18 protein-coding genes are annotated in these 19,392 nt (G+C 68.1%); 8 read left to right on the top strand and 10 right to left on the bottom strand.

The window, feature by feature from the left end:
• Positions 1 to 72: 72 nt before the first annotated feature.
• The 6 genes from FBZ88_RS03850 to FBZ88_RS03825 form a co-directional block, all read right to left on the bottom strand.
• A complete protein-coding gene (locus tag FBZ88_RS03850; RefSeq protein ID WP_004271641.1) occupies positions 73 to 609 on the bottom strand; it encodes a flagellar basal body-associated FliL family protein in 537 nt (178 codons plus the stop codon).
• Positions 610 to 779: 170 nt separating this feature from the next.
• The gene (locus tag FBZ88_RS03845; RefSeq protein WP_145615511.1) at positions 780 to 1,172 is read right to left on the bottom strand and encodes a VOC family protein; all 393 of its coding nucleotides are present in this window, start codon (positions 1,170 to 1,172) and stop codon (positions 780 to 782) included.
• On the bottom strand, positions 1,169 to 2,569 hold the full coding sequence (locus FBZ88_RS03840) for a flavin monoamine oxidase family protein (RefSeq protein ID WP_145615510.1): 1,401 nt from the start codon (positions 2,567 to 2,569) through the stop codon (positions 1,169 to 1,171). Before FBZ88_RS03840 ends, FBZ88_RS03845 begins: the two co-directional genes overlap by 4 nt.
• 136 nt (positions 2,570 to 2,705) lie before the next feature.
• On the bottom strand, positions 2,706 to 4,319 hold the full coding sequence (locus FBZ88_RS03835; protein ID WP_088871275.1) for a peptide chain release factor 3: 1,614 nt from the start codon (positions 4,317 to 4,319) through the stop codon (positions 2,706 to 2,708).
• An 82-nt stretch (positions 4,320 to 4,401) separates the two neighbouring features.
• Entirely contained in the window at positions 4,402 to 6,111 is a 1,710-nt protein-coding gene (locus FBZ88_RS03830) for a DEAD/DEAH box helicase (protein ID WP_246138479.1), read from the bottom strand.
• Positions 6,112 to 6,477: 366 nt separating this feature from the next.
• Complete coding sequence (locus FBZ88_RS03825) at positions 6,478 to 7,632, bottom strand: serine hydrolase domain-containing protein (RefSeq protein WP_145615509.1); 1,155 nt, start codon at positions 7,630 to 7,632, stop codon at positions 6,478 to 6,480.
• A gap of 89 nt (positions 7,633 to 7,721) precedes the next feature.
• Here FBZ88_RS03825 and FBZ88_RS03820 point away from each other — a divergent pair, with 89 nt between their 5' ends.
• The 4 genes from FBZ88_RS03820 (at position 7,722) to FBZ88_RS03805 (ending at position 10,718) form a co-directional block, all read left to right on the top strand.
• Positions 7,722 to 8,237: a MarR family winged helix-turn-helix transcriptional regulator gene (locus FBZ88_RS03820; RefSeq protein ID WP_211102506.1), complete on the top strand. Its 516-nt coding sequence runs from the start codon at positions 7,722 to 7,724 to the stop codon at positions 8,235 to 8,237.
• Between the two features lie 61 nt (positions 8,238 to 8,298).
• Positions 8,299 to 9,417 (top strand): hypothetical protein, encoded by a 1,119-nt coding sequence (locus FBZ88_RS03815; protein ID WP_145615507.1) that lies wholly within the window; start codon positions 8,299 to 8,301, stop codon positions 9,415 to 9,417.
• Between the two features lie 138 nt (positions 9,418 to 9,555).
• Complete coding sequence (locus tag FBZ88_RS03810; protein WP_211102505.1) at positions 9,556 to 9,996, top strand: CidA/LrgA family protein; 441 nt, start codon at positions 9,556 to 9,558, stop codon at positions 9,994 to 9,996.
• Complete coding sequence (locus FBZ88_RS03805) at positions 9,993 to 10,718, top strand: LrgB family protein (RefSeq protein WP_145615506.1); 726 nt, start codon at positions 9,993 to 9,995, stop codon at positions 10,716 to 10,718. Before FBZ88_RS03810 ends, FBZ88_RS03805 begins: the two co-directional genes overlap by 4 nt.
• Positions 10,719 to 10,734: 16 nt before the next feature.
• Here the strand turns inward: FBZ88_RS03805 and FBZ88_RS03800 are convergent, their stop codons facing one another.
• Positions 10,735 to 12,075 carry a methyltransferase gene (locus FBZ88_RS03800; protein WP_145615505.1) on the bottom strand — a complete coding sequence of 447 codons (1,341 nt, stop codon included), beginning with the start codon at positions 12,073 to 12,075 and terminating at the stop codon, positions 10,735 to 10,737.
• A 466-nt stretch (positions 12,076 to 12,541) separates the two neighbouring features.
• On the opposite strand from FBZ88_RS03800, the gene FBZ88_RS03795 reads away from it, so the two are divergent.
• From FBZ88_RS03795 to FBZ88_RS03785, 3 genes are all read left to right on the top strand, one after another.
• Positions 12,542 to 13,249 carry a transglycosylase SLT domain-containing protein gene (locus FBZ88_RS03795; RefSeq protein ID WP_145615504.1) on the top strand — a complete coding sequence of 236 codons (708 nt, stop codon included), beginning with the start codon at positions 12,542 to 12,544 and terminating at the stop codon, positions 13,247 to 13,249.
• Positions 13,250 to 13,382: 133 nt separating this feature from the next.
• Positions 13,383 to 14,255 carry a 23S rRNA (adenine(2030)-N(6))-methyltransferase RlmJ gene (locus FBZ88_RS03790; RefSeq protein ID WP_145615503.1) on the top strand — a complete coding sequence of 291 codons (873 nt, stop codon included), beginning with the start codon at positions 13,383 to 13,385 and terminating at the stop codon, positions 14,253 to 14,255.
• Between the two features lie 71 nt (positions 14,256 to 14,326).
• Positions 14,327 to 15,079, top strand: a complete 753-nt coding sequence (locus FBZ88_RS03785) for a protein phosphatase CheZ (protein ID WP_186464186.1) — start codon at positions 14,327 to 14,329, stop codon at positions 15,077 to 15,079.
• A 257-nt stretch (positions 15,080 to 15,336) separates the two neighbouring features.
• Here the strand turns inward: FBZ88_RS03785 and FBZ88_RS03780 are convergent, their stop codons facing one another.
• On the bottom strand, positions 15,337 to 16,059 hold the full coding sequence (locus FBZ88_RS03780; RefSeq protein ID WP_050898197.1) for a response regulator transcription factor: 723 nt from the start codon (positions 16,057 to 16,059) through the stop codon (positions 15,337 to 15,339).
• 617 nt (positions 16,060 to 16,676) lie between these two features.
• Between FBZ88_RS03780 and FBZ88_RS03775 the strand changes: the two genes are divergently transcribed.
• Positions 16,677 to 17,339: a LuxR C-terminal-related transcriptional regulator gene (locus FBZ88_RS03775; protein ID WP_145615502.1), complete on the top strand. Its 663-nt coding sequence runs from the start codon at positions 16,677 to 16,679 to the stop codon at positions 17,337 to 17,339.
• A 270-nt stretch (positions 17,340 to 17,609) separates the two neighbouring features.
• On the opposite strand, the gene FBZ88_RS03770 is transcribed toward FBZ88_RS03775, so the two are convergent.
• Positions 17,610 to 18,680, bottom strand: a complete 1,071-nt coding sequence (locus FBZ88_RS03770; protein WP_145609635.1) for an OmpA family protein — start codon at positions 18,678 to 18,680, stop codon at positions 17,610 to 17,612.
• Positions 18,681 to 19,020: 340 nt separating this feature from the next.
• Positions 19,021 to 19,335: a hypothetical protein gene (locus tag FBZ88_RS03765; protein WP_145615501.1), complete on the bottom strand. Its 315-nt coding sequence runs from the start codon at positions 19,333 to 19,335 to the stop codon at positions 19,021 to 19,023.
• Positions 19,336 to 19,392: the final 57 nt, after the last annotated feature.

Raw genomic sequence — 19,392 nt, 5'->3', positions numbered from 1 at the left:
CAAGCAGGCGCCCCAACCACCAAACCCCAATCACCCAAACGGTGACACGGCCGTTTAAGGCCCCGTCTCATCTCACTGTGATTGTACCAGAATTTCCTCAAACAGCACGTCCCTCACCCGCACCGGGGCGGCCGCCGCGTTCACCCGCTGCAGCAACTCCTCGCGCAGGCGGTAGATGCCGGCGGATCCCTTCAGATCGTCCAGCCGCAGCTCCCGCAGATAGGTCTGGAAGGTATCGACGATGCGCGGCGTGGCCAGGGTCAGCTTGGGCCGGTCCTCTTCCTTGTAGATCTCCAGCTGGATCTTCAGCTTCAGGAAGGCCGGACGGCGCTCATTGGTCTGCAGGTTGATCAGCAATTCGCCCAGCGGGAAGAACACCGGGGGCGCCTTGGGATCGAACGCCTCCTCCGCGGCGGCGGGCTTTTCCTCCGCCTCCTCCGCCTTCTTCTTGCCCAGCAGGCCGTCCAGCAGGCCGCTAAAGATCAGGCCGCCGGCAATGAGTGCTATGAGCAGCAGCGGCACCACCACGAACATGACGATCTTCTTGCCGCTGAATTTCTTTCGCGGCAGTTCCTGTTCGCCCCCACCATCCGTTTCGATGGCCGTCATGCTACCCCGCAACGCTCGTGCACCGGGCCCCGTTCGAACGCCGTCCGGGTAGGGCCCACCGTCCCGCCCCAGTACGGGGCAGGTTCATATAATCATGAAGGCGTTAACCCTTCCTTTCAACAAAATCGGGCCAACAAAATCGGGGGAAGGCGCCCCGCCTCGCCCCCCCCTCAGCCGCGGGGACGGCCGAAAAACAGGGTATAGCCGTCGGGATCCCTCAGTTCAAAGCCGCGCAGGCCGTCCCCCGTGTCCTGCAGCGGTACGGAAAAGACGACGCCGCGCCCCAGGAATTCAGCGGCGAGCACGTCCGGTTCGTCGGTATTGACGTACGAGTCCCAACGCGCGTTGGCCGCCCGTGCGGGGTTGGGCACCGGCTCCGCCTCCACCGACTTCAGGAACAGCATGGCGCCATCCCGCACGACGATGGCGAAGAAGGGCGCCTCTTCCGGGGACATGTGCATGACCGTGAACCCCAGCGCGTCGCGATAGAACGCCGCCGACACCACCACATCCCGAACGATGAAGAATGGCGCCATGCCGTTCAGGATGGCGCGCGCGGTCATGATGGCAGCGCCAGCACGCGCTGGGCGGCGGCCACGCCGGTCTCATAGGCGCCCGGCAGCCAGCCGGGCCAGGTGAGCGAACAGGCCTCACCGGCGAAGCATAGCCGGTCGCCCACGGGTTCCGACAGGATGCGGCGCGCCTCGGCATGGCCCGGCTTGGCCGCGGTCATGGCGCCCAGGGAATAGGGGTCGGCGCCCCAGCGGCTGACGTGCCAGGCGGTGGCCTGCCGGCGGGTGAGCGATCCGAAGACGTCGGCCACGGCGTCGCGTACCAGGTCCACCGCCTCCTGGTCCTTGGCCGTCTCCAGCTGGCGGGCCAGGTCGCCGCCCACCGTGGCGATGGCCAGTTCCCGGCCGAAGGGCCGCAGGCACAGATCCAGCACACGGCCGTCGCCGCGCACCTGGTCCAGGGCGGTGAAGGGGTCGCAGTCCAGGCTGTCGGGCTTGTAGCCCAGGGCGATGCGGTTGACCAAGCCGGTGGTCAGGCCGTCGAAGGCGGTGCGCACACCTTCCGGCAAGGGCGGGTCGAAGGTGACGCCGCCCGAGGCCAGCACTGAAATGGGCACGGTGATGATGGCGGCATCGGCGCTGACCACGCCCTTGGGCGTGGTGACCCGCACGCCGTTGCCCGACCAGTCGATGCGACTAACGGGGCTGGACAGGGTGATCTTGACGTCACGCGCCATGTCCTTGGCCAAGCTGGCGACGGCGGTGCCGATGCCGCGCGGGAACCACAATGCCGCCTCCGCGTCCGGTCGGCGCGCAGCATCAAGGCTGGACAGGTCCTTCAGCTCGACGCCGAAGTCCAGGGGCCCCACCAGGGCGGTGGCCAATTGGCCCAAGTTCCCCAAATCGGGCAACAGTTCAGCGGCCGAGCGGTCGATCTGGGCGCGGCCGGCCTCCCTCACCGCCCGCTCCAGCCGGTCGATGGCGTCGGCGGCCGCCGCGTCGGTGTCGGCGTCGGCCTCCTTGGTGTCGAAGAACAGCAGGTCGTCGGCGCCGTCGTCCGGCACGGTTTCCATGCCGCGCTCATCCAGCAGGCGGCGCAGGGGATTGTCGGCCGTGGCCTCCAGCGAGCCACAGCCGATATCGTAAGGAAAACCGAAGGGTTTGGGCTCGGTCCAGGCCCTGCCGCCCACGCGGGCGCGGGCCTCCAGCACCGTGACCTCGGCCCCAGCCTGGCGCAGGGCACCCGCGGCCGCCAGCCCGGCCAAGCCGGCCCCGATGACCACGACCGTGCGGCCGGGACGGATGGGTGCCGGACGGCTGGCCACCGCCCCCGCCAAGCCGGGCAGGCCGCCCGTCAGCAAGGGCGCCAGCGCCAATCCGCCAACCAGGCCGCGCCGCGACAGCCCGGCACCCGCCAAGAAACCCGGTGATCGGGAAGAACCCGACATGTCACGCCTTCCGACTTACCATCTTCGGCCGGGATGATACCGCCCAGGACGCGGCCCTGTCACCGCGCCATCCGGCGGATGCGCCATTTCGTCCTTTTAGGATAAGGGCTTCGTCCTCAAGCGCAGGGCGCCGCCATCACCCGAGGGCGGAGGTGGTGACGGCGCGGTTCTGCTCACGCGTTTTCTGGAAGCGGATCTTGGGATAATCCTCCTGCGCGCGGTTCAGCTGCCAGCCGTTGCGCGCCAGGAAGACCAGGGCCCCATCGTGATCCTCCGCCAGGGCGGAGCGGTTGCTGTCCAGGAAGGATTTCAGCACCACCGGGTCATCGCATTCGATCCAGCGGGCCGAATCATACCCGCATGATTCGAACTTCGCCTTGATGTCGTACTCGGCGTCGATACGGGCGGCCAGCACCTCGAACTGCAGGGGCCCCACCACGCCCACCACCCAGTCGGCACCGATCAGCGGCTTGAACACCTGGCTGGCACCCTCCTCCGCGAAGTGCTCCAGCGCCTTGCGCAGGTGCTTCATCTTCATGGGGTCGTCCAGCTTCACCCGCTGCAACAGTTCGGGCGCGAAGCTGGGCACACCGGTATAGCGCAGATCCTCGCCCTCGGTCAGCGTATCGCCGATGCGCAGGGTGCCGTGGTTGGGAATGCCGATGATGTCGCCGGGGTAGGCGTCCTCCGCCAGTTCCCGGTCACGGGCCAGGAACAGCACGGCATTGTTGACCGCCAGCAGCTTGCCCGAGCGCATGTGCTTCAGCTTCACGCCCCGGCGGAAATGGCCGGAGCACAGGCGGAAGAAGGCGATGCGGTCGCGGTGATTGGGGTCCATGTTGGCCTGGACCTTGAACACGAAGCCGGTGACCTTGGGCTCCTCCGGCTGCACCGTGCGGCTGTCGGCCTGCTGCGGCCGGGGCGACGGCGCGTAGGCCGCGAGGCCCAGCAGCAACTCGCGCACACCGAAGTTATTGATGGCGCTGCCGAAGAACACCGGGGTCTGGTGGCCTTCGCGATAGGTTTCCAGGTCGAAGGGCGGGCACAGTTCCCGCACCATGGCCACGTCCTCGCGCAGCTTGGCCACCTGGTCGGCGGGCAGCAACTCGTCCAGCTTGGGATCGTCCAGGCCGTCGCACTGGATGCCCTCGCTGGCGATGTCGCCCTGGCGGCGGTCCAGCAGGACCAGCCGGTCGCGGATCAGGTCGTAGCAGCCGCGGAAGTCGGGGCCGGAACCGATGGGCCAGGAACCGGGCGTCACCTCCAGCTGCAGGTCGCGCTCCACCTCGTCCATCAGGTCGAAGGGGTCGCGGGCCTCGCGGTCCATCTTGTTGACGAAGGTGATGATGGGCACGTTGCGCAGGCGGCAGACCTCGAACAGCTTGCGGGTCTGCGCCTCGATGCCCTTGGCGGCGTCGATGACCATGACCGCGCTGTCGACGGCCGTCAGCGTGCGATAGGTGTCTTCGGAAAAGTCTTCGTGGCCCGGCGTGTCCACCAGGTTGAAGGTACGGTCGGCATAGTCGAAGTTCATGACCGACGCGGTGACGGAGATACCGCGCTCCCGCTCCACCTTCATCCAGTCCGACCGGGCGCGCCGCTGCTCGCCGCGCGCCTTGACCGCGCCCGCCATCTGGATGGCGCCGCCGAACAGCAGCAGCTTTTCCGTCAGCGTGGTCTTGCCGGCGTCGGGGTGCGCGATGATGGCGAACGTCCGACGGTTATGGACTTCCTGGGGGAGCGCGCTCATGGGACCAAACGTAAGGCTGAAGTCTTAAAAGGCGAAAACGGGGCCGTCCGGTGCTGGACGGCCCCGTCATCAAACGCGGGACTTAATTGGCGGAAGAACGCGGGCGGCGCAAGCCCCCCGTCCCGCCGTCACCCTGCACCCGGGCCGGGCGCGGGCCGTTGCTGTGCTTGCGGGCCCCGTCGCGGGCCGGCTTGGCGCCATCCAGCGGGTGGTAACCGCCACCATTGCCGCCGCCGTGGCCGGCGCCATGGGCGCGGGCCGGGCGGTCCTGCCGATGGCCTTCGCCGCGATGCGGGCCTTCGGAACGGGGATGACCGTCACGGGGGCCGCCGAACTTCTTGAAGCCGCCTTCCGGACGATCGCCGCGCTCACCGCGCGGGCCTTCGCCCCGGGGCCCCTCGGCGCGGAAGCCACCTTCCGGCTTCCGGTCGCCACCGAAGCCGCCCTGCTTGAAGCCACCCTGCTTGAAACCGCCGCCATGGCCGCCGAACGACTTGCGCGGACGGCCACCGGGGGCGCCGCCGGGACCACCGGCCGGGCGCTTGGGCATCTCGCGCGGCTCCAGGCCCGGGATCACGTGTTCGATGGCGCGGGTCTGGGTGTAGCCCTCGATGCCACGCACCAGGCCCCACTCATGACGGGTGTACAGGCTGAAGGCGTTGCCGGTGTTGCCGGCGCGGCCGGTACGGCCGATGCGGTGCACATAGTCCTCGGCCTGGCGCGGCAGGTCGAAGTTGATGACGTGGGTCACGTCCGGCACGTCGATGCCGCGGGCGGCCACGTCGGTGGCCACCAGCAGGCGGACACGACCGTTGCGCAGGGCCTGGACGGTGCGGTTACGCTCCTGCTGGCGCATGTCGCCGTGCAGGGGGGCGGCGGCATAGCCCATTTCCGACAGGCTGTCGGCCAGGCGGTCGGCGTCGCGCTTGGTGGCGGCGAAGACGATGCCCTTGTTCATGGACGGGTCGGCCACCAGGTGGGCCAGCAACTTTTCCTTATGCTCCAGGCCGTCGGCCCGCAGGAAGCGCTGCTCGATGGCGCTGACGTTGACGCTGCCGCCGGCGACGTCAACGCGCTCCGGGTTCTTCAGCAGGTTGCCGGCCAGGCGCACCATGGCCTTGTCCACCGTGGCGGTGAACAGCAGGGTCTGGCGGTTTTCCGGGCAGGCGTTGGCGATCATCTCCACGGGCTCCAGGAAGCCCATGTCCAGCATGCGGTCGGCCTCGTCCAGCACCAGCATCTCGACGGTGGAGAGATCCAGGCGCCCGCGCTCCAGATGGTCGATCAGGCGGCCGGGGGTGGCGACCACCAGGTCGACCCGGCGGCGCAGCATCTCCAGCTGCTGGCGGTAGGGCATGCCGCCCAGGATGGCCAGGGTGTGGATGCGGCTGTACTTGGAATAGCCGCGGACGGCGTCCATCACCTGGGTCGCCAGCTCACGCGTGGGGGTCAGCACCAGCAGGCGGGGCCCGAAGGTCTGCAGGCCCTCGGCGCTCAGCGGCCGGGGCGTGGTGGCCATGCGGTGCAGCGCCGGCAGCACGAAAGCCGCGGTCTTGCCGGTACCGGTGTTGGCGGACGCGATCAGGTCGCGGCCAGCCAGGGCGACGGGGATGGCCCGCTCCTGGATGGGGGTGGGGTACTGGTAGCCGACTTCTTCCAGCGCCTTGGTCAGGGCGGGGGCCAGGCCCAGGTCGGCGAAAGTGGCGCGGCCGTCATTGGCGGCGTCCAGCTCGACGGTGTCGAGGATTTCGGTTTCGGTCACTTCGGTATCGGCGGTAACGGGCAAATCCAAGGGACTTTCCTTCACATAGCAAAACAGCGCCGCGCCCCTCCCGCCCGGGAAAGGCACGCGAACAAACAAGCCGGCACCGCGCCCGCCGAACAACGGCAGGCGGCACCAGCCAACGAAAGAGCGGCGCAACGTCGGAACGTGTGGAAAGCCGGACCTATCCGGCAATCACAACCCCGAAAGAAGCGGGGCTATGGAAGCGGCGCTGGCGTCGCCCCCTGGAAAGCGGAGACGACCATAACCATGCGCCAGGGGGCCCCTCGGCCACTCAGGCGAGGCGGACCATACGGGGGTGGCCGACAAAAGCCAAGGATTCCGTGACATGCCGCGACGCAACGCAGCGTGGCGCCAAACGCACAGGGTCGCCCCTTATAAATCCGGCCCCTCCCGCAGCAACCGCGCCGCCACCTTTTTTACCGCGGCCTTGGCGGCGTCCGTCGCCGTGGCGTTGGTCAGGATGGTGACACCCTGGCGGCGCCCGGGATCCAGATAGGCAACGGTAAAGATGCCCTCCGCCCCGCCCCAGTGCTCCCACCGGTCCACGCCGTCCAGGGGTCCCATCATCCAACCCAGACCTTGACCGCTCAGCCACGTGGGCAGGTTGGGCGCCGGTTGGCGCGTCAGCATCTGGCCCATCATGCCGGCGGGCAGGACACGCACGCCGCCCGTTTCGCCATCCGCGGCCGCGCCATCGTTGGCGCAGACGGCGATGTAACGGGTGAAATCGGCGACGGAGGATTGCAGCATGCCGGCCGACCAGTCGGGGAAGCCCATGGTGGCAACGGGCTTGCCATCCTCATACGGTGTGGCGGCCAGGGCGGGCGGCACCTCGCCCAAGGTCCAATAGCTGTGCCGCAGGCCCAAGGGCGCCATCAGGAACTGGCGTATGGCCATGCGGGCGTCGAAGCCGCCGACGCGGCCGGCGACATAACCCAGCAGGGCGAAACCGACATTGGAATAGTCCCAGGCCTCCCCCGGGGCGGCGGCGTAGCAGCCGTTCGCATCATAATAAGTGCCGCCCGGCACCAGATAGCCCACCAGCATGTCGCGCAGCGCCAGCGGCGTGTCGCCGCCCCGGTGCCGGAAATCCACCGCGTAGTACTTTTCGTCTGAAATGCCGGAGGTGTGGGTCAGCAGGTGGCGCAGCGTGATGACGGCATCGGGGTGGTGCGGGTTCACGACGGGAAAGTCGAGATGGGCCGCCACCGGGTCATCGAGCGTCAGGCGCCCCTGCCCCGCCAGGCGCAGGATGGCCGCCGCCGTGATGGTCTTGGTGATGGAGGCGATGGCGAACACCGTGTCCGGCGTCACCGGCCGGCGGCGGGCCTGGTCGGCATAGCCGTAGCCGCGCACAAATCGTACCCGCCCTTCCCGGGCATAGCCCACCGCGGCACCAGGGATGCCAGCCTGGGCCAAGGTGATGCGGATGTCGTGATCCAGGTGGGCAGGGGTTTGGGCCCCGGCCCCGCGTGCCATCAGGGCCCCGGCCCCAGCGGCGATCACATGACGGCGCGTCAGTTTCATATCTTCCCCCTACCCTGATTCTGGACATCCCGGTCCCGCACTCCTATAATCAGTAGGCACCTACATATATGTCAAGGAACCTGTCGCCCGTGCCGCCATCCGATGAGATCACACCGCCGGAGGATTATTCCCGCCGCCTGGGCGGGGCGGCGTTGGGCGCCCGCTTGCGGCGCCTGTCGGAAACGATAGACGGCGACGCCACCCGTACCTACGACGCCTTGGGCGTCACGTTCGAGCAGCGCTGGTTCGGCGTGCTGAACCAGCTGGTGCTGAATGGCCCCCTGACGGTGGGGGAGTTGGCCGGCCGCCTGCGCATCACCCACGTCTCCGTCAGTCAGACGCGCGCCTCATTGGAGAAGGCGGGCCTGGCCCAGACCACCGCCGATCCGAACGATGCGCGCCGCCGGCGCCTGGCCCTGACCCCGGCGGGGGTGGCGCTGGTGGACACCCTGCGCCCCCTGTGGCGGGCGCTGGAGGCGGCGGCGCTGGACCTGGATGCCGAAGCGCACGCCGTGACCGCGGCCCTCGACCGGCTGGAGGACGCGCTGGCCCGCCGCAGCCTCTACCAACGGGTCCTGGATCATCTGGCCGGGGAGACGGCATAAGACATAGGGGAGCCGCTACACCCTTGCGCCGGCCGGGCCCTGTCGTCCATGGTCCGCCGCCATGAAACGCCGCGCCTCCACTCCCCGACGGCCCGCCCAGCCCGCGCTGCTGCTGGGGCCCTTGCTGCTGGCCCGGGGCGGCCAGGGCGACCGCTGGCGCATCAGCGCCGTGATCGTCACGGACGGTGAGGATGAGCCGCCAGACTTGACGGTCGGCGGCGTGGGCCTGCCCGTGCCGCCCCGCTGGCTGGGCAAACTGCCCGAGGGCAAGGGCGCCGCCTGGCGTTACGACTTCGCCGTGCCCCGGGGTGCACAGGATGGGCGGGCGGACTATGGCTTCCTGGACCTCGGCACGCCCTGGTCCTTCGCCGTGCCCGGCATGGCGGTGCCGCCGCGCGTGGCGCTGGCCGATGTTGGCGGCGACGCCCCGTTTGGCCCTCCCCACTCTGGCCCATCCCCCTGGTCCGCCCTGTTGTCCCGCCACCGGGTGCAGCCCTTCCACCTGTTCGTGCTCAGTGGCCTGGTGCCGCGCGGCCTGGCGACGGACGGCACGCTGGCCGGCCCCGCCCAAGCGGAACGCCGCGCCCTGATGGCCAGCGTGCCCCACCTGGCGGCCTGGACCGGCCCGGGGACGCACCATGGCAAGGCGGCCGGGCCCCGCGCCCTGCACCGCCTGCTGGCCCAGGGGCTGGGGACGGAGGACAAGGCGGAGAACGCCTGGGCCGGCGCCAACGATCTGGTGCAGGGCCTGACGCTGAACCGCCTGGGCGTGCTGGCGCTGGATGCCGCCGCCGACCCGGATATGCTGGCGGAGCGGCTGGACCGGTTGCGCGGCTGCCGCGCAGCCTTGGTGCTGACACGCGGCCCCCGCGCCCCCATCACCGGCTGGCGCGCCCACCTGGCCCGCTTGCGTCCCGGCAGCAGCGCCAGGGACACCCTGACCCCAGCGCTGGACCGCTTCCGCGATGCCGCCGCCATGGAGATCGTGCATCTGCGTCCCGGCGCGCCGCCAATGGCGGAGGAAGCTTGCCGCCTGCTGCCCGCCCTGGCGACGGATGCCCGCTGGCTGGAGGCGCGGCTGGGCGCCCGGGGCCTGGAACTGACGACGCAGGAGGCGCGGCCGGCCGTCCCGCCGGCGGGCGTTACCGACACCGGTCCCGAAACCGGCGGCGGCCGGTAGAAATCGCGGACCACGCCTGCGCCCATGCTGGTTGACCCCGGTGGCGCGCAGGGTCAGCTTGGCGTCGCGATAATCCACATCCACCAAACCCACCGCGTCAGGCGTCCCAAGGCTTTCCGCCGCCGGGGGCCGCCTCACATGACGGAGTTCGCCATGGTCGGCGCCCTTGCCATGCTGGTGGTCTGCCAGCTCATCGGGGAAATCGTGGTGCACGGCCTGCACCTGCCCGTCCCAGGGCCCGTGCTGGGCCTGCTGTTGCTGGTTGCCTGGTTCGCCTGGCGCGGCGGCCCGACCCAGACCATGGGCACCACCGCCGACGTCATCCTCAGCAACCTGTCGCTGCTGTTCGTGCCGGCCGCCGTGGGCATCGTGCAGCATGGCCAGCGCTTCCTGACCCAGGGGCCGGCCATCGTGACCGCCCTGTTCGCCAGTTCCATCCTGACCATCGCCGTCACCGCCTACGCCTTCCTGTGGGCGGACAGGCGCTTTGGCGGAAAGGGGGCGGCACCGGCGGATCCAACCACCCGCCATGATCCTTTCGACACCGATACGAACGGTGGCGCCGGGGGTGCCTCATGATGAGCAAGAAGGGCCTGGGCGACATCTGGGTCTACCTGTCGGCCAGCCCGCTGCTGTGGCTGGCGGCCACGCTGGTGGCCTACCTGATCGGCGTGCGGATCTACACCCGCACCAACCGCAACCCCTTCGCCAACCCGGTGGCGCTGGCGGCCCTGTTCCTGGTCATCCTGTTGGTGGTCACGGACACGCCCTACACCACCTATTTCAATGGCGCGCAGTTCATCCATTTCCTGTTGGGCCCCGCGACGGTGGCCCTGGCCGTGCCGCTGTGGCGCCACCGTGCAGACGTGCGCCGGGGCGCCCTGCCCCTGACCATCGCCATGGTGGCCGGCTCCATAACCGCCGCCGCCTCGGCCGTCTTCGTCGCCCACCTGCTGGGAGCGGACAGGGAAACGGTGCTGTCGTTGGCGCCCAAGTCGGTCACCACGCCCATCGCCATGGGCATTTCAGAGAGCATCGGCGGCATCCCCTCGCTGACGGCCGCCATGGTCATGGTAACGGGCATCATCGGCGCGGTGTTCGGCCCCCTGCTGCTGCGCTGGCTGAAGATCCGCGATGACAGGGCCAAGGGCCTGTCCATGGGTATGGCGGCCCACGGCGTGGGCACCGCCATCTCCTACACCATGAGCCCGCTGGCCGGCAGTTTCGCGGGCATCGCCATGGCCCTGAACGGCCTGATCACCGCCCTCGCGGTACCGCTGCTGCTGGCCCTGCTGCTCTGACCCTCAGGCGCCCCCCTCAGGCGCCCCCTAGGACGCTCTTGCGCAGGATGAACAGCAGGCCGTCAACCGGTCGCCCCTTCTCCCAGCGCGGCGCCACCGGCGCCAAGTGCTCCACCTCCAGGCCCGCCCCCCTGGCGGCCGCCAGCACATGCTCCTGCGCGTGGGCATAGCGGCGGCTTTCCCGCAGGGCGTAGGGCCCCTCACCCGACCAGCGCTCCACCGTGGCGGCGAAACGGCCGCCGGGCTTAAGCGCATCAGCCGCTGCTTGGAACACCGGTGCCAGGTCGCCCAGGTAGACAAGCACGTCGGCCGCCAGCACCAGGTCCCAGGCGCCCGGCGCCTCCGCCAGGGCGCCCATCAGATCGGCGTCCCACAGCCGGTCGTACAGGCCACGGGCGCGGGCGTGCTCCACCATGCGCGGCGACAGGTCGACACCGGCCAGGAACCGGGCCAGCGGCTTGACCTCCACACCCCCGAGGCCCGTGCCGCAGCCGATATCCAGGACGTCCAGCCCCGCCCCCACACCTACCGTGTCCAGCGCCTGGCGCAGCAGCTGCGGCGCCTGATAGTGCAGCTTCCGCGTCAGGTCGGTGTCGAAACGGTCGGCGTAGCGATCGAACAGCGCCTTCACATACGTGGGCGTCAGGCCGGCATCTCCGGTGGCCGTGGCCGCCTCCAACGCCGCCAGCAGACGGGCGGCCCCACCGGCATCCTCGGGATCGGCTTCCAGCGCCTGGCGCCAGCAGCGCGCCGCCTTCTCCCCCTCCGCCAGGGCCGCCCACGCGCGGCCTTGCAGCACCAGAGCGCCGGCGCGGGCGGGATCGGCCGGATGGGCGTGGGCCAGCAGCGGCTCCAGCATCTCCACCGCCGCCAGCGGGTCGCCCGCGTCCACCAGCACCTGCCCCACCTCGATGGCGCCTTCCAGATCGTGCGGCGCCAGGAAGCGGGCCTCGCGCGCATGGGCCAGCGCGGCCTCCTTCCCCCCGCGCGCCAACTGCAGTCGGGCGGCGAGGCGGTGGCCGGCGGCGTCATCGGCCCGGCGGGCCAACGCGGCCGACACCAGGGCCCAGGCGGCATCATGGTCCCCGGCATCGGCCAGGCAACCCGCCTGGTCCAATGCCCACGAGGTGCGCTCCGGCTCCGCGGCGGCGGCGGCGGCGAACTGGGTGCCGGCGTCCTGGAAGCGCCCCTGGCGACGCAGCAGTGCGCCCAGGGCGCCGCGTGCCTCGGCCGCATCGGGCGCCAGGGCCACGGCCGCCATCAGTGCCGCCTCCGCCGCCGCCTCATCCCCCGCGTCCAGGGCGTCATAGGCCTGGACCATCCGCTGTTCATAATCGGGAAAGCTGTCGGCGGTCATAGTCGGACTCGGGTTCCAGGGAACGGGTGTGGAAGCCCCTTATGGCCCCTCCATTCCTGGGGGGCAACCTATGGCGTGACGCTATTTGTAGAGGCCCCCGCAGTTCACATGAGGGCAACATGACGCACGCTAAGGCCTTGGAATCCAGGGCGGCATGGGGCATGGTGCCCGCGCTGACAGGGTCGTAGCGTGGCGCGGCTGCCACACTCCGGTCATATTTTTTGTTGACCTGCTGCGTTTTGTCTGCAATTGCTATGCGGCCGTTGCATGGATATAGGCCTTACGGCCAGACGGCAACGGTAGTTCGACCCATTCGGTTAGGGAGCGGTCACCGCACTGAGTATCGGTGATCTGACGGAATACCCCGCCCGCGAGCGGGGATGTGCTTTGGGGAACCAGCACAGACGCCAGATGGATGTCGCGACGCGAGGTCGTCGACGCCAGTGACGATAGATGGAGGACTCTCATGCAGATCGCGCGCCGCCGGAGCGACGCCCTTCTAGGCCGGGAGTCCGAATCCGAGTCCGCAGGCGGCTTCATCTCCACCACCCGCATCTTCAAGACCGCCATCGCCGGGCTGTTCCTCAGCCTGGGCCTTGTTGCCGCCGCGCCCGCCGCCCACGCCGCCTGCCTGGATCATATCCTGCAGGCCGAAAAGGAAGCCGGTGTGCCGTCCGGCCTGCTCCTGGCCGTAGCCCTGGTGGAAAGCGGCCAGTCCATTTCGTCGGAGGCCTACGCCGTCAACGTGAAGGGCACCGCCCATTTTGTTTCGACGCCGACCGCCGCCGCCAAGTATCTCCGCGATCCCAAGGGTAACCTGCGCCAGAACGTGACCGCCGGCTGCATGCAGCTGTCGCTGTCCGACCACAAGGCGGCCTTCCACCCGGTGGAAAAGATCGTCGATCCCAAGGAAAACGTGCAGTACGCGGCCCGCATGCTGGCCCGCCTGCGCGCCACCGCCGGCAGCTGGGCCGCCGCGGTCGCCCGCTACAACGGCGGCAGCGGCAAGACCGCCCACGCCTATGCGTGCAAGGTCCGCAGCAACCTGGTCAGCCTGAACTCCGTCAACGCCTCGCTGATCGATGGCAACGGCTGCAGCGACGAGGAAAGCACGGCTGTGACCCCGCGCACCCGCCGTGTCTACCAGAGCGCCACGACCGAGCCGGTGGGCTGATCCCCTTCCGGGTTGCTCCATCCCCATTTGACCCGCCGCTGGACAGGCCGCCCCGATTGGGCGGCCTTTCGCTTTCCTGCGTCGCGGCCATGAAGATTGCCGGTGCCGGCCCTTGCTGGCATGCTCCGGCCCCATGAACTACCGCCACGCTTTCCACGCCGGCAACCCGGCCGACGTCATGAAGCACGCCATCCTGGCGCTGCTGATGACCCGCCTGACCGCCAAGCCCGCCCCCTTCGCCGTGCTGGATACCCATGCCGGCATTGGACGCTATGACCTGACCGGGGACGAGGCCACGCGCACCGGTGAGTCCGCCCTGGGCATCCAGCGCCTGCTGCAGGCCGCCGAAGCGGGAACCTTGGATGCCGCCGCGGCCGAAGCGCTGGCCCCCTACCTGGACGCCGTGCGCGCCGCCGCCGGCCAGCCCGCCGGCCCTGTCAGCGCCTATCCGGGTTCCCCCTGCCTGGCCCGCACCTTCCTGCGGGAAAACGACCGGCTGATCCTGGCTGAACTGCATCCGGAAGACGCGCAGACCTTGAAGGGCGTGTTCCGGGGCGACCGCCAAGTGGCGGTGCATCACATGGATGGCTGGACGGCGTTGAAAGCCCACCTGCCGCCCAAGGAAAAGCGCGGCCTGGTGCTGATCGACCCGCCCTTCGAAGCGGCGGACGACTTTGACCGCCTGGTGGCCGGCCTGGCCCTGGCCCACAGCCGCTGGCCCACCGGCATCTACGCCCTGTGGTACCCCATCAAGGACCGCGCCGTAAGCTGGCGCCTGCACCAGCGGCTGGAGGACAGCGGCATTCCGAAAATCCTGGCCTCCGAATTGACCTGGAATGACGACGCCCGCATGGACCGCCTGAACGGCTCCGGCATGATTTTGGTTAATCCGCCTTGGCAATTGGATGAAACTTTGGGGCAAATGCTGCCGGCCCTGCACGAGGCCCTTGGCTTCACCCAAGGTATCGCCCATGTTGAATGGGTCGCCGGCGAACATATTGCCTAAGGACATAACCTTTCGGTTAGGTTCGCTGTGGGGGACATCAGTGGATACGACGGGGAAAGAGGATCCAGCGGATGGCGCAGAACGGTCAGCGGCCTTTCATGGCGGAAATTCAACGGCAGCGGCGGGCGCAGGACCAACCCGGCACCGTTGACGCCCTGTCGCTGTCGGCCGCCACGCTGAACCCGGCCGCCTTGGCCCCGTTGACCCCGGCGCAGGAAATCCGCCTGGACACGTCGGAAGTGATGGAGGCCATCCAGCATCTGGGCCAGAAGCTGGATCGTTTCCTGAACACCGACCACACCCAGATTGAGGCGATCCATGTGGAGATCGCCGACATCGCCGGCCGCATCAAGGCGACGAAACTGGAAATGGCGGCCCTGCGCCATCCGTTGGCCAAGGACGACACGTTCATGGAGGCCAGCCAGCAGCTGACCGCCGTTGTCGCCTCCACCGAAGCCGCCACCAACAGCATCATCCAGGCGGCGGAAGAGATCGACGACATCGCCAACGAGGTCCGCTCTCAGTTGCCGGAAGGCTACCAGAACTCCCGCCTCAAGGACCTGAACGAGGTCACGCTGCGCATTTTCGAGGCCTGCAACTTCCAGGACCTGACCGGCCAGCGAATCACCAAGGTCGTCCAGGCCCTGAGCTTCATCGAAGAGCGGGTGGAGGCCATGATGTCGGTCTGGAACACCAAGGAGTTCGAGACCATGCCCCTGCCCCCCTCCATCCACAAGCATGATGAGGGCCTGGAACTGCATGGGCCCGTCAAGGACGGCGGCCAGACCATATCCCAGGCGGACATCGACGCCTTGTTTGATTGATTTCTCCAACGCCGGGGCCGGCGTCTGTCGGCTTGGCTCGTTCCCGTTTTGCAGCCGGCCACGCTTCCCGTGGAACTCCGGCGGATGCGGTCGCGTCCTTGACTGGCATGAGATCGATCTCATGCCGGTGGAGCGCTCTTTTTATATTCCTTCTGTAATGCGCGAGCCCACGGTGGCGAGCCCCATAAACGGCAACAGGGGCCCGAAGGCCCCTGCACCGTGCATCGGTCCCCGCAGGGCCGGAACATGTCGTCGATTTAGTTGGTCAGGGTACCGGCCATGAAGGCCATGCTGCCGAAGCCACTGCGCGCGGCGGCGACTGCCACCTGCGTGCGGTTCTTGGCACCCAGCTTCTGCATCACCGCGCGCACATGAACCTTGACCGTGCCTTCCAGCACGCCCAGCTCGCGGGCGATTTCCTTGTTGGAGCAGCCGGCCAGGATCAGGCGGAAAATGTCCTGCTGGCGTTCCGTCAGACGGTCCGCCAAGGCGGCCTCGCGGTTGGCCGGGGCCTGACCCATGGCCGGACCCGAAGCGCCGCGCACACCCGCCAAGGCAGCGGTGAGCGCCTGGCGCGGCATGGCCACGTAATTCTCCCCCGACAGGATCAGGGTCAGCGTGCGCTCCAGCACCTCGGTCGGGCCGGTCTTGAGCACATAGGCACGGGCGCCAGCGCGGATGGAGGCGATGACCTCATCCCCCTCCTGCACGGCGGAAACCGCCACCACGGGCACGGAACCCAGGGCGGAGGTCAGCTGGGCGATGGCCTCGACCCGGCTGCCGGACAGGCTGTCCAGGTCGAGCAGGACGAGATCGATCCCCGGCGCAGACATGGCCTGCGTCAGCGCTTCCTCCACGGTGCCGGCCTCAAGCGCCGACGCACCCGGGAACTGGGTGGTCAGCATCAGCGCGGCGCCGCGGCGCACCAGGGCCTGGCCGTCCACGACAAGAAAAGTGCGGTGGCGGGGCGAAGCGCCCACACCGGCAATTCCGTTTTCCAAACCATCCTCGGCTAGACTGCTGACAGTCCCGGGAAAACGCGCGGTCATGCTCATCATCTGAAACCCCACGTTCGAGTCCGGCCACTTCCGGCCCAGGCCATCTAAAACGCTTCATCCGGCATCGGGCCCCGCGTGGCAGGTCCCTGATGATCGCCCATCGGTTCCGGCACCTTTGGCCGCCGGACCGACACTTCCGATGAATACGTGACCCTGACTGGTTAGCGACACCTTCGCCATTATGACCATTCGAACACGGCCAAAATGGGGCAGCCTAACCTTTTTTCCCCGGGAACCCCATTTCCGCCGTGGTACCCCCTTGGCGGCTTCCGATTTTCCCGGGTGGCCAAACGATCCACCTCACGATGTGACAGACTGTGACCCGTTTTCAGACATGCCGCAACAGAAACATGGCGTTCGGGGTCACTTTCCCATAGGATTGTCGCAATAGAACTGGCGATCTATTACCTGGCCACGGGGCAAATAGGCCGTTAACAGGTTAGCGTCGACATTTCACGAGTATCCACGACAATGTTAGTAAAATTTTTAATAAACAGTCTCCGGTGGGGGAGACCGCAATCACAATGGGGGAATAGGCAATGACAGGCCGCAGCGTTCTTCTGATCGACCAGGATCAGTTGTTCGGGGCGGCACTGGGTACATTGCTGGGGGAGGATAGCTTCCAGCTGTTACCTCCCGTCCCTTCGGTCGAGGAAGCAATGAAGGTGCTGCGAGACATCGCGGCGCCCGATTTGATCATGGTCGACCCTTGGGGCATAGACCCGCCGCGCGTGGCCAGCGAGCTGCGGCGCCTGCGCGCATCCGCCCCCCAGACCCGCATCGCGGTCCTGACCTCCGACACCAGTGATTCGGTGCTGAAGGCCAGCCTGTTCGCCGGCCTGGACGGCCACCTGTCCAAATCATCCGGCGTGGCCACCCTGCGCGACGCGCTGGAACTGATCCTGGCCGGCGATGCCGTGTTTCCGCCGCGCGCCGCCGCCCTGGTGGCCCAGGCGCAGCAACCCCAGGGGCCCACGCCGGCCGATTTGGTGGCGGCCACCGCCGACCTGTCGCGGCGCGAGATTCAAATCCTGGGCTGCCTGCTGGCGGGGCAATCCAACAAATCCATCGCCCGCCGGCTGGAAATCACCGAGTCCACGGTGAAGATGCACTTCAAGAACGTGATGCGCAAAATCGGCGCGCAGAATCGCACCCAGGCCGCCGTCTGGGCCATCCAGCGCGGCATCGGTCCGCTCAGTTAAATAGTCCCTCAGCCTGCGACGGACGCGGTCGCGTCCCGCAGCGGCACGGGTATGCCGCCGATATGGCACCAAGCCGCCCGGGAAACCTGCGCCACAAGAGAAAAGGGGCGCCGCCCAGGCTGGGTGGCGCCCCTTTCTTATTTCCACCATCCGGAACCAGACCCCGAGGCGGGAGCCAAAGGCTGGATGCTCGGCAAGGCGTCGTCCTCATTTGGCCGGAAAGCCGGGCCTGGGGTTCGCCCAGGCCCGCTCACCGGTCCCCTGACTGGATCAGGGGAAAATGATGACGGCGCGACGGTTGGACGGCTCACGCACGCCGTCCGCGGTCGGGACCAGCGGATCGGATTCGCCCTTGCCATCGGTGGCGATGGAGGCGCCGACGCCCTTGGACGTCAGGTAAGCCTTCACGGCCTCAGCGCGGCGCATGGAGAGCTTCAGGTTGTAGGCGTCCGAACCGGAACGGTCGGTGTAGCCCGTCACGTTGATCTTCGTGATGTGGCCGGTGGCAGCGTCCTTGGCGGCGTTGTCCAGCACGGTCTTGGCGTCAGCCGACAGGTCCGTCTTGTCCCAGTCGAAGAACACCGTGAAGTTCCGCGAAATGGACGGAGCCGGCGGCGGGGGCGGCGGGGGCGGCGGCGGCGGGGGAGCCGGCGGAGCCACGGTCGGGGTCGGCTTGGGCGCCGGGGCCGGCGGGGCGCCGAAGGTGTAGCGCAGGCCAACCAGGACCGAGTGATTCTGGTAGCCGGCCTTGAACTTCGGAGCGTTCGACGGCTCGTAGGTGGTGTCCGGCGTGCCCATGAAGCGGTAGCCGACGGTGAAGTCCAGGTTGTCGCTCAGCGCGTAGGCGACGCCGGCGGCCAGCTGGTAGGTGAAGGCGGTGGTGGAGGTCTCCACCGACAGGCCCGGCGTGTACAGGTCGCCCACACCGTCGAACTTGTAGCGGCCGAAACCGATACCGGCGCCGACATACGGACGCAGCGGGCTGTCGACGTTGAACTCGTAGTAGGTGACGGCCATGAAGGTCAGGGCGGTCAGGTCGCCGGCGCCGCCGGCGCGGCCCGGGCCGCCACCGGTGATGTCGCCGACGGTGCTGCCACCGTAACCGATTTCCGCACCGACGCGGACGCCGTTGCCGAACTTGTAGCCACCCTCGACCAGGCCGGTGGGCGAGGTCGTGAAGTCAGCCTTGTCGGTGTAGACCGGACCCTTCAGGTCGGTCTTGTCAGCCCAGTTCACACCGGCCTGGGCACCGAGGTAGTAGCCCTCGTTGGTCTGGGCCAGCGCGGTGGCCGGCAGACCGAGCGCGAACACCGCGCACAGTAAAGAATGACGGAGTTTCATTCGTCGTTTCTCCTCCTTCTGACCGAGGGGTATGTCTCCCCAAAGGAACCCTCGGTTGAATTAAGACTACCCTTCGCGCCAGGACGTGGCGCCTTTGATTGTCCCGCCGAACGGCAGGGTTAGACAACGTCCTGAGTTAATTCAATCCTTCAACACCGAACGGGGAGCAACCCAGCCTTGTGAGCTACGCCGTTCGGCCCGTCAGGACACGCCGTTAATCGGATGGAAATGAGGTTAAACTGAGGCAGGAATTTTCAAGGGGCGCGGTTTGCATAAGTAGCGGAGGCGCCATCCGCCATTCGCATATTGCACGGTCCTAGGGCTTTAGTTAGCCCCAATATCATTCACGACCGTAAAATGCCGATTCTGCCGCAGCACGGGCTGCCGCCGCGTCGGCGAAGACTTGCCCGTCGAGGGCCTGGGCGCGCATGTGAACCGCGTGGAACGCCATGCCCTCGGGATGCACGGTCACCAGCCCCACCGCTTCCTCGTCGATTTCAATGACATATGCCATCGGATCAGGCAGCGCCGAGGCCGTCTGCCGGGCCGGGCGCGCAACGTTGGCTGCCTTGTTACGCGTGGGTGGAAGTTCAATAGGCTCACCACCGGCGGGCATAATATCCAGAGCCTCGTGGAGAGCTATTCTATTGGGCATAACCCATTCTCCTTTCATCAGGCGCGCCTCACGGGAAGGGCGCCGACTTGCGGAGCG

Source organism: Nitrospirillum bahiense, assembly GCF_007828025.1.
GTDB lineage: Bacteria > Pseudomonadota > Alphaproteobacteria > Azospirillales > Azospirillaceae > Nitrospirillum > Nitrospirillum amazonense.
This window is presented reverse-complemented; position numbering and strand designations above follow the sequence as displayed.